16 protein-coding genes are annotated in these 12,492 nt (G+C 62.6%); 4 read left to right on the top strand and 12 right to left on the bottom strand.

Annotated features, from left to right (window positions below):
• Window positions 1–5 precede the first annotated feature (5 nt).
• Window positions 6–1,634, bottom strand: coding sequence for an FMN-binding glutamate synthase family protein (locus CHU94_RS01415; protein ID WP_094475996.1), 1,629 nt, complete (start codon window positions 1,632–1,634; stop codon window positions 6–8).
• A 54-nt stretch (window positions 1,635–1,688) separates the two neighbouring features.
• On the opposite strand from CHU94_RS01415, the gene CHU94_RS01410 reads away from it, so the two are divergent.
• Entirely contained in the window at window positions 1,689–2,498 is an 810-nt protein-coding gene (locus CHU94_RS01410) for a YecA family protein (protein WP_094475994.1), read from the top strand.
• Between the two features lie 65 nt (window positions 2,499–2,563).
• Here the strand turns inward: CHU94_RS01410 and CHU94_RS01405 are convergent, their stop codons facing one another.
• Both CHU94_RS01405 and CHU94_RS01400 read right to left on the bottom strand, forming a co-directional pair.
• A complete protein-coding gene (locus CHU94_RS01405; RefSeq protein ID WP_176451896.1) occupies window positions 2,564–3,172 on the bottom strand; it encodes an outer membrane protein in 609 nt (202 codons plus the stop codon).
• A 79-nt stretch (window positions 3,173–3,251) separates the two neighbouring features.
• Window positions 3,252–3,989 carry an SDR family NAD(P)-dependent oxidoreductase gene (locus CHU94_RS01400; protein ID WP_094475990.1) on the bottom strand — a complete coding sequence of 246 codons (738 nt, stop codon included), beginning with the start codon at window positions 3,987–3,989 and terminating at the stop codon, window positions 3,252–3,254.
• A gap of 261 nt (window positions 3,990–4,250) precedes the next feature.
• On the opposite strand from CHU94_RS01400, the gene CHU94_RS01395 reads away from it, so the two are divergent.
• Window positions 4,251–4,961 (top strand): ABC transporter substrate-binding protein, encoded by a 711-nt coding sequence (locus tag CHU94_RS01395; protein WP_176451895.1) that lies wholly within the window; start codon window positions 4,251–4,253, stop codon window positions 4,959–4,961.
• Between the two features lie 18 nt (window positions 4,962–4,979).
• Here the strand turns inward: CHU94_RS01395 and CHU94_RS01390 are convergent, their stop codons facing one another.
• The 8 genes from CHU94_RS01390 to CHU94_RS01355 all read right to left on the bottom strand — a co-directional run bounded on the left by CHU94_RS01390 (window position 4,980) and on the right by CHU94_RS01355 (window position 10,754).
• Window positions 4,980–5,483: a CinA family protein gene (locus CHU94_RS01390; protein ID WP_094475988.1), complete on the bottom strand. Its 504-nt coding sequence runs from the start codon at window positions 5,481–5,483 to the stop codon at window positions 4,980–4,982.
• Between the two features lie 2 nt (window positions 5,484–5,485).
• Window positions 5,486–5,980 (bottom strand): phosphatidylglycerophosphatase A, encoded by a 495-nt coding sequence (locus CHU94_RS01385; RefSeq protein WP_255033733.1) that lies wholly within the window; start codon window positions 5,978–5,980, stop codon window positions 5,486–5,488.
• A 124-nt stretch (window positions 5,981–6,104) separates the two neighbouring features.
• Complete coding sequence (locus CHU94_RS01380) at window positions 6,105–6,839, bottom strand: amino acid ABC transporter ATP-binding protein (RefSeq protein WP_094475984.1); 735 nt, start codon at window positions 6,837–6,839, stop codon at window positions 6,105–6,107.
• Entirely contained in the window at window positions 6,826–7,476 is a 651-nt protein-coding gene (locus CHU94_RS01375) for an amino acid ABC transporter permease (protein ID WP_094475982.1), read from the bottom strand. The genes CHU94_RS01380 and CHU94_RS01375 overlap by 14 nt, the downstream gene beginning before the upstream one ends.
• Before the next feature lie 3 nt (window positions 7,477–7,479).
• Window positions 7,480–8,163 carry an amino acid ABC transporter permease gene (locus CHU94_RS01370; RefSeq protein ID WP_094475980.1) on the bottom strand — a complete coding sequence of 228 codons (684 nt, stop codon included), beginning with the start codon at window positions 8,161–8,163 and terminating at the stop codon, window positions 7,480–7,482.
• A 28-nt stretch (window positions 8,164–8,191) separates the two neighbouring features.
• Complete coding sequence (locus tag CHU94_RS01365; protein WP_094475978.1) at window positions 8,192–8,989, bottom strand: transporter substrate-binding domain-containing protein; 798 nt, start codon at window positions 8,987–8,989, stop codon at window positions 8,192–8,194.
• On the bottom strand, window positions 8,986–9,756 hold the full coding sequence (locus tag CHU94_RS01360) for a GntR family transcriptional regulator (protein WP_094475976.1): 771 nt from the start codon (window positions 9,754–9,756) through the stop codon (window positions 8,986–8,988). Before CHU94_RS01360 ends, CHU94_RS01365 begins: the two co-directional genes overlap by 4 nt.
• Window positions 9,757–9,842: 86 nt before the next feature.
• Entirely contained in the window at window positions 9,843–10,754 is a 912-nt protein-coding gene (locus CHU94_RS01355; RefSeq protein ID WP_094475974.1) for a LysR family transcriptional regulator, read from the bottom strand.
• A gap of 126 nt (window positions 10,755–10,880) precedes the next feature.
• On the opposite strand from CHU94_RS01355, the gene CHU94_RS01350 reads away from it, so the two are divergent.
• Both CHU94_RS01350 and CHU94_RS01345 read left to right on the top strand, forming a co-directional pair.
• Window positions 10,881–11,102 carry a hypothetical protein gene (locus tag CHU94_RS01350; protein ID WP_141211352.1) on the top strand — a complete coding sequence of 74 codons (222 nt, stop codon included), beginning with the start codon at window positions 10,881–10,883 and terminating at the stop codon, window positions 11,100–11,102.
• 2 nt (window positions 11,103–11,104) lie between these two features.
• Window positions 11,105–11,539 (top strand): tautomerase family protein, encoded by a 435-nt coding sequence (locus tag CHU94_RS01345; RefSeq protein WP_094475970.1) that lies wholly within the window; start codon window positions 11,105–11,107, stop codon window positions 11,537–11,539.
• Here the strand turns inward: CHU94_RS01345 and CHU94_RS01340 are convergent.
• On the bottom strand, window positions 11,502–12,404 hold the full coding sequence (locus tag CHU94_RS01340) for a LysR family transcriptional regulator (RefSeq protein ID WP_094475968.1): 903 nt from the start codon (window positions 12,402–12,404) through the stop codon (window positions 11,502–11,504). The genes CHU94_RS01345 and CHU94_RS01340 overlap by 38 nt on opposite strands.
• Window positions 12,405–12,492 lie beyond the last annotated feature (88 nt).

The following is a 12,492-nucleotide window of genomic DNA, read 5'->3' as shown; positions in this document are numbered from 1 at the left end:
AAAAATCAAGTGAAATCTGGTGCAAATGACTTTGCGCTGGCGCGTGGCCAGTTGTGCCGGTAGATCAGGGGCAGGGTATTGAGTTCTTGGTCGATGAGTGCGCGGTTGGGCAGCTGTGTCAGGATCAGTTGTGCCAGTGACTTGACCTTGTGGTCGGTGGAGCGCCGCACGATGTGGTGCGCCGTTATTTCGCTGGGGTGTTTCAGTCCGGCGGCCTGTACCAGTTCCTGCAAGGCATGCAGTGTCTGGCGGTGGAAGTTGTAGACGCGCTCGGCCTTGTCAGGAACCACCAGCGATTGCTGGCGCAGCGGGTCCTGCGTGGTCACGCCGGTGGGGCAGTGGCCGGTGTGGCAGTGCTGGGCCTGGATACAGCCCAGCGCAAACATGAAGCCGCGCGCACTGTTGCACCAGTCCGCCCCCAGCGCCATGAGGCGCGCAATGTCGAAGGCGCTCACCACCTTGCCTGCGCAGCCCACCTTGACCCGCTCACGCAGGCCAGCGCCACGAAGGGTGTTGTGCACCAGCAGCAGGCCTTCTTGCAGGGGCGCACCCACGTGGTCGGTGAACTCCAGCGGCGCCGCACCCGTGCCGCCCTCGGCGCCATCCACCACGATGAAGTCGGGCGTGATGCCGGTCTCTAGCATGGCCTTGACCATGGCAAACCATTCCCAGGGGTGGCCAATGCAGAGCTTGAAGCCGGTGGGCTTGCCGCCTGACAGCTCGCGCAGGCGGGCAATGAATTGCATCATTTCCACCGGGGTGGAGAAGGCGCTGTGGGCGGCGGGAGAGATGCAGTCCACCCCCACCGGTATGCCACGGGCCTGCGCAATTTCTGGCGTGACCTTGGGGCCGGGCAACATGCCGCCGTGGCCAGGCTTGGCACCTTGGCTGAGCTTGAGCTCAATCATCTTGACCTGCGGGTCGCGCGCGTTGGCCGCGAACTTGTCGGGGTTGAAGCTGCCGTCCTCGTTGCGGCAGCCAAAGTACCCCGAGGCCACTTCCCAGATCAGGTCGCCGCCGTGGACACGGTGGTGGGTGGAGATGGAGCCCTCGCCGGTGTCGTGCGCAAAGCCGCCACGCTTGGCACCCGCATTGAGTGCCAAAATGGCATTGGCACTCAGCGCGCCAAAGCTCATGGCAGAGATGTTGAACACGCTGGCGCTGTAGGGCTGGGCCGTGTCCGCACCGATGGTGATGCGGAAGTCGTGCGACGCCAGCTTGGTGGGCGCCACCGAATGGTTCATCCATTCATAACCTTCGGCATGCACATCGAGTTGGGTACCAAACGGGCGCTTGTCAGGCTCGCCCTTGGCCCGCTGGTACACCAGCGAGCGCTGTGCGCGGGAGAAGGGTGTGGCTTCGTTGTCGCTTTCAATGAAGTACTGGCGAATTTCGGGCCGTACAAACTCCAGCATGAAGCGCAAGTGGCCAATGATGGGGTAGTTGCGCAGGATGGAGCGCTTGCTCTGGCGCAGGTCGTACACCCCAATCCCCACCAGCAGCGCACACAGGGCAAACGCACCCAAGCCCACCCCCAGCGCGAGCAGGCTGAAAGTGCTGAGCAAGAACCCAAACACGCACAGCCCCATGACGGTGTAACGGACGGGGAAGATGGAATTGAGCGTGTGGAGCATGAAAAGCCTTTCTTCGGGGGGACAATAGCAGCCCGCCCTCTTTTTGCACAGCTTATGCCAAACCCCACGCCTGCGGCCACCGACGCCGCCCCGGTAGATACCCTGAGCCCGGACGACTTCGATGCCCTGGACGCCATCCTGGATGACCTGCGTAGCCGCCACGAAGAAATTCCCCAATGGGAGTTTTGCGAGGGCTTCATGGCGGCGCTGGCCGTCTGCCGTCGTCCAATTGATGCGGCTGAGGCCTTCCCCGCGTTGTTGGACCTGGACTACCCAGCCCCGGGCGAAGCCGGTGGTTTTGCCAGCGTGGAGCAGGCGCAGCAGTTTGTGGTGCTGTGGACCCGCCGCTGGAACGACGTGGTGCGCAGCCTCAGCGTGGAGGTGAAAAGCCTGGACGACGAGACTGCTTACCACCCCGAGGTGATGGACGTGCGTGGCGCAGTTGCGGTATTGCCCGAGGAAGACCGCGCCGCCATGAGCGACCAAGAGCTGCCTTCATTTGCCCAGGTCTGGGCTTTGGGTTTCATGTTTGCTGTGGAAACCTGGCCCGAGGAATGGGCCGCACCGCGCGACAAGGAGGCCGAGAAGTGGCTGGACGCTGCCCTGCAGTCCATCGTGGCGCTCACCGAAGACGACACCGAGGAACCCACCATCTCGGTGTTTGACGACGATGGCCCGCCCAGCGTGAGCGAGCAGCGCATCAACGACTTCGCCGATGCCGTCTGGGCGGTTTACGACCTGCGCGAACTCTGGGCCAGCTTTGGCCCCCGTGTGGAGACGGTGCGCAAGGAGGCCGAACCCGGCCGAAACGACCCTTGCCATTGCGGTAGCGGCAAGAAATACAAGAAGTGTCACGGCATTTGAATAGCCCTCTCTGACACCATAAAAAAACCCGCATCACTGCGGGTTTTTCTTTGGGACCTACAAGATTAGAACTTGTAGCCGACTCCGAAGGAGAAGGCGCGAGCTTCTGCCTTGGCTTGTGTCGTCAAGGTTGTCACGATAGTCTTGTCGTTGTATTTGTTTTGCATGAATTCAGCTTGCAGATACACGTTTTTGTTGAGCATCTTCTGGAAGCCAATACCGTAGCCAATACCGGTTGTATCAGTTTTTCCAGTGAAAATGGCAGCGCCAGTCGTTTCAAACGAGGCAGCAATGCTCGCAACTTTGCCGTAGATCAGCCAGCTGTCGTCCAGTGCAATACCTGGTGCAATGAAAACAGAATAGGCATTCTTACGCTTGCCAGAGAAGGTGGTTCCAGAGCTTCCAAGGTCAGCGTCTCCCATTTCGAATGCACCACCTAAGCCGAGTACAAACGCACTGCCCAACGCCAGGTTGTATTGCGCTTGCACGGAAGCATTGGTCGATGTTTGGCCCGTAGCCTTGACGAAACCGCCAGTGTTGGTGATGTCCGTGTCGCTGGAGTTGGCGTTGATATTCAGGCCAACGCTAAAGCCTTCGAAATTCTTGGCCTGTGCAAATGCTTGGGGTGCTGCGAAGGTGGCGATGATGGCCGATGCGATCAAAAGTTTTTTCATGGTTCTGGTTTGATAAGTGGATAAAACGGACTCTCCTCCCGAAAAGCCCATAGGGATTCTACTAGTGCGTTCAAGCCCCTTACCAAGGTATGGGTGTCCCGTCGTGGTGGAAGAAGCCGCCGGATTGCGCTGCGCTGAGGCCGTCTATGACTTGCAGCAAACGCCGCGCGGCTTCGTCAGGTGTTTTGATGTCCAGTCCCGTTTTGGCAAAGGGGGCGGACAGGACCGTTGCTACGGTGCCCGGATGTAGTGCGACACACACGGCATTGGGATGTCTGCGGCGCAACTCAATGGCGGCGGTGTGCACCAACTGGTTGAGAGCCGCCTTGCTTGCGCGGTAGCTGTACCAGCCCCCCAGCCGGTTGTCGCCGATGCTGCCTACCTTGGCCGACAGCGTGGCGAACACGGTGGTGCCATCCTGTGCGAGTAGCGGCAAAAAGTGTTTCATCAGCAGGGCCGGACCAATGGCATTGATGGCGAAGTGGTGCGCCATCTGCGCAGGGTCCAGATGCTGCCAGCTTTTCTCGGGGCGATGCCCCTCGCCATGCAAGTAGCCGGTGGCGTCGACTACCAGGCGCAAGGGCAGGCCCGTAGCCTGCACAACGTGGGCGCAGTGTTGAATGCTTGTTTCGTCCAGCAAGTTCAGTGCGGGCGTGCTGTGGCGCCCCAAGCCCAGCACCTGTGCAAAACGGGAGTCAGTCTGCAGGGTGTGTAGCACGGCCTGGCCAATGCCGCCTTGGGCCCCCACGACAACGGCGAGCCCGTCTTGGCGCCCACCATTGGGGGCGGATTGCAGGGGGACGTCTGGGTTTTGCATGGGGGCACGCAGGCTGTTTTTGTATTGGCAGGGTAAACCAGTTCGCCGCCTGGTGCTTTTTGGCGGCGGAGCATGGGGTTTTGTTTGTGCATTCGCGGGTCAAAGGGCCTATGATGAAATTCCCCACTTTCACTTCAGGCGGCTGCCATGGATTGGCGCTTTTTTGCAAGGGTGTCTTGCTTGCTGGCGACGGGCTGTAGCGCGGTATGGGCGCAGGGACAGCCGCCTCCGGCGCGTGCCCCCGAAGCAAGCCTTGCCCCTTTGCGCCTGGCGACCGGTGAACTGCCGCCCTATGCCACCTCGACACGCCCCGACCAGGGCATTGCGCTGGAGATTGTGCGCCGTGCTTTTGCGTACGCGGGGTATGAGGTGCAGTACACCTTCAAGCCCTGGACGCGCTCACTGGAAGAGGCGCGTGCGGGGCACTGGGATGGAACCGCCTACTGGGGGCGCAACCCACAGCGCGATGTGGGTTTTTTGATCAGTGACAACGTGTTGACGGAGCAGTGGGTATTCGTGTACCGCGACAACCCTGCAGCCAAGCCCTTTGACTGGAAAGAACTGCGCGATTTGCGGGGCCTGCGTGTGGGTGCCGTCCCGTCCTACACCTACACGCCGGAGTTCTGGCGTCTGCACAAAGAAGGAGTCTTGAATGTGGCGCTGGCCGGTGATGATCTGGCCAATTTGCGCCTCTTGCTGGCTGGTCGACTGGATGTGGTGCCCATGGAGCGCAATGTAGCCTGTCACCTCATGGGGGCCCACTTGGTGCCGGCCGAGTCCGCGCAGCTGCGGGCCCATCCGCGCTGGCTCACCCGTCAGTTCACCACCCATCTCATGCTCAGTGCCCAACTTCCGCAGAGTGCGGCGCGCATGCGGGCATTTAACCAGGGACTGCGGATATTGCAGGGCTCCCACGAATACGCTGACCTCTTGCACCTGCCGGGGTGCAGCCTGAGTGCGCGTAGGCGGTAGCTGGCGGCGGGCAGGAACTTAGTGCAGCAGTTCGGCCAGTTGGGTGAGGGCATGGTGCACGGTGGCGGCGCGTACTGCAGCGCGGTCACCAGCAAAGTGCTGCACTTCGCTGCGCACACCTGCCGGCGTGGCCCAGCCAAACCAGACGGTGCCCACAGGCTTGTCGGGGCTGCCACCGGTGGGCCCGGCGACGCCGGTCACGGCCACGGCCACCTGGGCGTGCGAATGTCGCAGTGCGCCTTGCACCATGGCGCGTACTACCGGTTCGCTCACGGCGCCATGGCGGGCAATCAGTCCGGCGTCCACACCCAGCTGCTCGGTCTTGGCCGCGTTGGAGTAGGTGACAAAACCGCGCTCAAACCAGGCGCTTGACCCCGCCAGGTCGGTGCAGGCGCCAGCAATCAGGCCGCCCGTACAGCTTTCCGCAGTGGCCAGCATCCATTGGTGTTTGAGCATCAAATTGGCCACTAGCCCTTGTGGATAATGCGCTAATAGCTCCTGATTTGATAGCGAATTCGGCATGCTCAGAGGAATCTCCACAACGCCACCACCAGCACGGTGCAGCCCGCCGCCACCAAGTCGTCGAGCATGATGCCAAAGCCGGCCTTGCCCCAGGCACGCCGGTCGGTCTGCGGGTCGACGTGGTGGAAGAGGGCATCGGCCCAGCCCACGGGGCCAGGTTTGACGGCATCAAAAAAACGGAACAGGCCAAAGGCCAGAACCTGCCCGACCAAGGAGGTGGGCGTGACCAGCCACAGCACCAGCCAGAAGGCGATGATTTCGTCGATCACCACATTGCCGGGGTCCAGCACGCCCAGGTTGCGTGCGGTGACTGTGCTGGCCCACCAGCCGACTACGGCGCCGCCCCCAATCAGCCACGCCCATCCCACATCGCCCAACCAAGGTTGCAGCGCCACAAAGGCCACCCAGGCCCACAGCGTGCCCGAGGTGCCCGGTGCGATGCGAGAGAGCCCTGAACCAAAGCCCAGCGCCAGCAGATGCGCCAGGTGCGCGAACATGAATTTGGCGGTGGGGCGGGAAGGCGGTGGGGTCAGCGGGGCACCGCTGACAGTATCCAGCGGAATCAGGGTCACGGGTTCACTCATGTCCCCGATTATCGAAGACGCCGCGGTGCTGGCGCGCTCAATCGTGCAGCGACTTCAGAAATTGCTGCAGCTCGGGCGTTTGCGGATTGCCGAACAACTCTGCCGGCGGTCCCATCTCGTGCACACGCCCTTGGTGCATGAAGATCACCCGGTTCGAGACGCGGCGCGCGAAGTTCATCTCGTGCGTCACCATCAGCAGGGTCATGCCTTCCTGCGCCAGTGTTTCCACCACGCGCAGTACCTCGCCCACCAGTTCGGGGTCCAGGGCGCTGGTGATCTCGTCGCACAGCAGCACTGCGGGTTCCATGGCCAGGGCGCGGGCAATCGCCACGCGCTGCTGCTGCCCGCCGGAGAGCTGGTCGGCAAAGGCATCGAACTTTTCGGCCAAGCCCACGCGCTCCAGCAGGGCGCGGGCATGGGCTTCGCCACTGGCTGTGTCTTTGGCTTTCACCAGGCTGGGCGCGAGCATGATGTTCTTGCCCACGGTCAGGTGCGGGAAGAGGTTGAAGCCTTGGAAAATCATGCCCACCCGCTGGCGCAGGGCACGCATGGCAGCGGCGTTTTTGTGGAGCAGGGGTTTGCCATCTACCGTGAGCTCGCCGCTCTGGAATTCTTCGAGGCCGTTGATGCAACGCAGCAGCGTGCTTTTACCCGAGCCGCTTTTGCCGATGATGGCAATGACCTCGCGGGGTTCCACAGCTAGGTCGATGCCTTTGAGCACCTCGTTGCTGCCATAGGATTTGCGCAGGGCGCGGATGTCAACGATGGGCATGTAACTCTCTCTCCAAAGATTTGGCGTACAGGCTCACCGGGTAGCACAGCACGAAATACATCAGCGCAACGCAGCTGAACACCAGGAACGGGCTGAAGGTGGCGTTGGCAATCGTTTTGCCCACCTTGGTCAGCTCCATGAAGCCGATCACCGAGGCCAGCGCCGTGCCCTTGATGACCTGCACCAGAAAGCCCACCGTAGGGGCCACGGAAATCCGACAAGCCTGCGGCAGGATGATGTAGCGCAGCTGCTCTGCAAAGTTCAGCGCCAGGCTCTGCGAAGCCTCCCACTGCCCACGCGGAATGGACTCCACAGAGCCGCGCCAGATCTCGGTCAGGAAGGCGCTGGCGTACAGCGTGAGCCCCATGCCCGCTGCCACCCAGGGGGAGGTGTTGATGCCGAACAGGCCCAAGCCGTAATACGCCAGAAACAGCTGCACCAGCAGCGGCACGCCCTGGAAGAGCTGCACGTAGCAGCTCACAAATACGGTGGCGCCCGGCAACTTGCTCAAACGCAGCATGAGCAAGAGCAGCCCGACCACACCACCACCAATGAAGGCGATCAGCGAGAGCCCCACCGTCCAGCGCAGGGCCAGCAGCAGGTTGCGAAAAATGTCCCAGAGGGAAAAGTCCACCATGGCTCAGCGCCTCCCGAACACAAAGGTGGCGCCTAGCCAGTTGAGCACATGGCGCACCACAAAGGACAGCAGCAGGTACACCGCGCCCACCACCATGAAGGCCTCAAACGAGCGGAAGTTGTTGCTCTGGATCAGGTCGGCCGCGTAGCTCAATTCCTTGGTGGAAATCTGCCCGCAGACCGAGGAGCCCAGCATCACGATCACCACCTGGCTGACCAGGCTGGGCCAGATCTTCTTCAGGGCCGGTGGCAGCACCACGTAGGTGAAGGTTTGCAGGCGGTTGAGTGCCAGGCTCACGGCGGCTTCGATCTGCCCCTTGGGCGTCGCTTCCAGCCCGGCGCGGATGATCTCGGTGGCATAGGCCCCGAGGTTGATCACCATGGCAATGAAAGACGCCGTTTCGGCAGACAGTTTGAAGCCCGCCGCCGGCAGTCCGAAGAAAATAAAGAACAGTTGCACGATGAAGGGCGTGTTGCGGATCAGCTCCACATACCCGCCCACCACCGCTTGCAGCCAGCGCGGTGCATGGTCCGCGCCGAAGCCGCGTGCCCGCACCCATGCGCAGCCTACGCCCAGGGCGGTGCCGGCCACCACAGCCACGGCCGTGAGTGCCAGGGTCCAGCCCACACCGGTGAGCAGCAGCGGCCACTCGGCCAGTACCGCCCCGAAGTCGAGTTGAATGCGCATGGAATGCTTTCGTCAGTCGCGCCAGGCCTTACAGGGGCAACTCACCCAGACCGCGACCCAGCCACTTCTTGGCCATGGCTTCGAGCTCGCCGCTCTTCTTGGCGTCGGCAATGATTTCGTTCACCTTGGCCTTGAGCTTGTCTTCACCCTTGGCGATACCGATGAAGTTGGGGCTGTCTTTGAGCAGCAGCTTGTACTCGGCAGACAGCTGCGGGTTCTTGGTCATCATGTTGCCGGCCACCGATGCGCCCAGGGCTACAAACTGCACCTGGCCGGCAGTGAAAGCGGCGATGGTGGCGTTGTTGTCTTCGAAGCGTTTGGTGTCCACCCCCGCTGGTGCCACTTTGCCCAGTTCTTGGTCTTCCATGGCGCCGCGGGTCACCCCCACCGACTTGCCGGCCAGGTCTGCAAAGCTCTTCACGGCAATGTTTTTGGGGCCAAACACGGCCTGGAAGAATGGGGAGTAGGCGGAGGAGAAGTCGATCACTTTTTCGCGGTCCGGGTTTTTGCCCAAAGTGGCAATCACCAGGTCGGCTTTTTTGGTTTGCAGCGCGGGAATGCGGCTGGCACTCACCACCACCACCAGCTCCACGGGCACCCCCAGCTTTTTGCCAATGAGATTGGCCATGTCAATGTCCAGGCCGATGGGCTTGAGGTCTGTGCCCACAAAGCCGTAAGGCGCGGAGTCGGTCTGTACCGCGACTTTGAGCACCTTGGCTTTCAGGATGTCGTCCAGCGCGGTTTGTGCTTGCACGCCGGAAGCGGCCAGCAAGGCACCGGTGGCCAGCGCCAGGGCGAAAGTGCGTTTGTTCAAGGGGAAGGTCATAGCAGGGCTCCAAGGTAGGTTGAGGGGTCTTTGGGAGATTTGTCGCCAAGACTTGTATGCAAGTCATGTGCCAAACGAACTTTGGTTTTGGTGCTGTCGCCCACCGGGCTTAGCGCTTGGCGCAGTTCGGCCAGTGGATCGCCGCTGGCCGTCTGCAGGCGGAGTGCATCCTGAACATGGCCGATATGGGCCTGCATGAGTTGCTCTGCCAGCACCCAGTCGGAAGCTTCGAGCGCCTCGACGATGCGGCCATGCTCTGCACATGAGTGCGCCGCGTCGTGGGTGGATTGGTAGAGCATGGCAATCAGTGTGGTGCGTGCGGTGAAGTCGCGCAGCGTGTCAGCCAGAAGGCTGTTGCCCAGGCATTCAGCCAGGCACACATGGAAGTCGCCCAACAGATAACTACGCAGCCCCACGTCCGTGCCCTTGACGGCGGCCTGCTCGGTCTTGATATGGGCCTTGAGTTTCTTGATGGCAGCCTTGCTCACCTCGGTGGTGCAGCGGATCAGGCCCATCTCGATCACGCGGCGGGCCTCAAAAGCCTCGCGCGCTTCGCTCAGCGAGGGCTCAATCACATACCAGCCGCGCCGGCTGCTGACGGTCACAATGCCGCGCGCCGCCAGGCGGGTCAGTGCCTCGCGGACTATGGTGCGGCTGCAGTCGAACAGCATGGCCAGCTGTTGCTCGCCCAAGCGTGCGCCAGGCGCGAGCTTTTGTGCCATGACGGCTTCGATGATGCGGGTGCTGATGTCGGATGCGTTGGCCATACGGCATCCGGAGCAGCACGAAGCGTGCCACTGGTATACAAGATGTGCGCACCAGTGTGGTGAGTGAACGGCGGCTTGGCGTCGCGCTATGCCCCCGGCTGGGGCGCGGGCTGCGCCAACTTGGACAGACACTCGGACCAGTAGTCAATGCAGGCCCGGATCTTGGGAAGGCGGTGGCGCTCCTGCAGCATCACCGCATAGATAGGAATGCGGGGACTCGCAAAGTGGTCTTGAAGGATGGGCACGAGCGCACCTTGTCGCACCCAGGGCGCAGCCATCAGGTCATGCAGGCGCGAAATGCCCACACCGTGCACCACCAAGCTCAGCAGCAGGGCGGTGTTGTCGGCGCGTGTTTGGCCCTGGATCTGCAGGTCGGGCTTGCCGATGCGGCTCCAGCGGTTGAGACCGGGGCTGGCACTGTTGGCAATCAAGTGGTGGCAGGCCAGGTCGTCCGGGTGCTGTGGTGTGCCGCAGCGCGCCAAGTAGCTGGGGGCGGCGTACAACGTGCGGCCGTATTCGCCAATTTGCCGCGCCACCAGCGTGTCGCTGGCCGGTGTGCCGGTGCGGATTGCAATGTCGATGCCGTCGCGCGCCATGTCGGCCATGCGGTCGTCGGCATTGATGTCCAGGTGCAGCAAGGGCCAGCGCTGGTACAGCCCCGTTAGGTTGGGCGCAATCACGCATTCGGCCATCAGCGGGCTGACGCTGATGCGTACCCAACCGCTGGGGCCGCTGAGCTTCCCGCTGAGTTCACTGTCCAACTCGGCGGTGGTGTCCAGCAAGCGCTGTCCGTAGGAGAGCAGTGTGTCGCCCTCGTCGGTCAAGCTCAGACCGTGGGTGCTTCGATGCAACAGGCGCACGCCGCAAGCGGCTTCCAGCCGGGTCAGCGCGCGGGTGACCTGGCTCACTGGCACATTGCGTTCGCGCGCGGCGGCAGACAGCGTGCCCAGCTGGGCAATTCGCGTGAACAGGGCGATGTCGTCAAGGTGGAATTGCATGCTCCATTGTGCGGTGGTTGTGTTTGGTTTTGCAAATACTGCAAAACCAATATGAGTTTTTTGCGGTTTCCAGAGATGGGTTGCATCAATAAAGTTCAGACCAACAAGCACTGAATGGAGTCCACCATGTTTCCCCCCGCTCCCGAATCAACAGCACTTGCCCAGTTGCACGACCAGGCCAAACGTGAAGCGCAGCGCCTGCGCCGTGAGGCGATAGACGATTTCTGGCGCTGTGCCGATGCCGTCTGGCAGCGCAGCCAAGACCTTGCCCAGCGCAGCGCCAGTCGCCTGCAAGCCCGCTTGGCCCGTCGCAACCACGCCTCGACCATCACCGCTACGAAAGTCTGACCATGCCCACCTTGCAACTCAAAATCTCGCCCCTGCAAAACCCCTCGCGTTATCGCGCGCTGGCCGAGGCGCTCACGCGCATCACCCAGGAACAACTGGGCAAGCGTGCCGAAGTGACGGCCGTGGTGATTGACGATGTGCCCGCCGCGCGCTGGCATGTGGGCGGCACCGATGTGCAGCGCCCTACTGCCTTGTTGGAGATCAGCATCACCCAGGGCACCAACACGGCCGAGCAGAAGTCCGCCTTCATTGCGACCGCGTTTGCCGAGCTGGAGCACCAGCTGGGCGAAGGCCAGGGGCTGGAACCTGCCAGCTACGTCATGGTGCGCGAGGTACCCGCCACCGACTGGGGCTATGGCGGCCACACGCAGGCGGCGCGGGCGCGCGGCCTGGCCACTGTTACGCCTGTGCGCTCAGCCCTGGCAGGCGCCGCATAAGCAGATCGGCCATGGGCGAGGGCGTTCGCCCGCGCAGGGTGACTACGCCCATCTCGCTGAACAGCGGCGGCAGCCCGGCCACCGTCAGCGGCACCAGAGTGCCCGCAGCCAGTGCGGTGACTACCGCGTCCCTTGGTGCGGCCAGCACGCTGTCGCTGGCCAGCGCCACCTGCAGCAGCGTGGGCACGTCATCACACTCCAGCGCCTGCGGCGGCAATGTGCCCTCCGGCAGGCCCAGAAGCGGCGCCAGCAATTGCTGCACGGTCGCGGGTACCCGCACACTCAGCACCCCGTGCCGCCACATCTCGGCCAGAGTAGTAGCGGGCGTGGCGGCCAACGGGTGGGCGGCCCGCACAAAAAAACCCGCGTGAAGCTGCGCCAGCGGGCGCACCACCAGGTCCGGGTCGGCCGGCAGGTCGCGTGTGTCGGCCACGAAGAATTCCAGCGTCTCGGCGCGCAGGTCGTGCGCCAGCAGTTCCCAGTTGCCGGTGCGTACCCGCAGATGGATGTCGGGAAACTCCGCGCGTATGGCACCCAACAGCGGCGGGATAAAGGTGGCGCCCGGGTAGGGCCCTACGCCGAACGCGGTGTCGCCCAGCTTGCGTTCGCGGTACAGCGCCACGTCGCGCTTGAGGCAACGGCTCTCAAATACCAAGCGGCGTGCGCGCTCCAGCACAAATTCGCCTGCCGGCGTGGGCGTCACCGCCAGGGTGCCGCGGTCAAACAGTCGCATGTCTAGCTCGGCCTCTGCGGACTGGATGCTGCGCGTGAGCGCAGGCTGGCTCAGGGCCAAGGCTTCGGCCGCACGCGCAAAGTTGCGCTTGTCGGCCAGCACCACCAGGTGGGTCAGTCGTTTGATGTCCATAGGTTAGCTCGCAATGCAGTGGATGCATTGAAATTACCGCGTAATTGCATTGGACTCAATCCGTGTGGGCCCCAACAATGGGCAGAAA

The organism is Rhodoferax sp. TH121, assembly GCF_002251855.1.
Lineage (GTDB): Bacteria > Pseudomonadota > Gammaproteobacteria > Burkholderiales > Burkholderiaceae_C > Allorhodoferax.
This window is presented reverse-complemented; position numbering and strand designations above follow the sequence as displayed.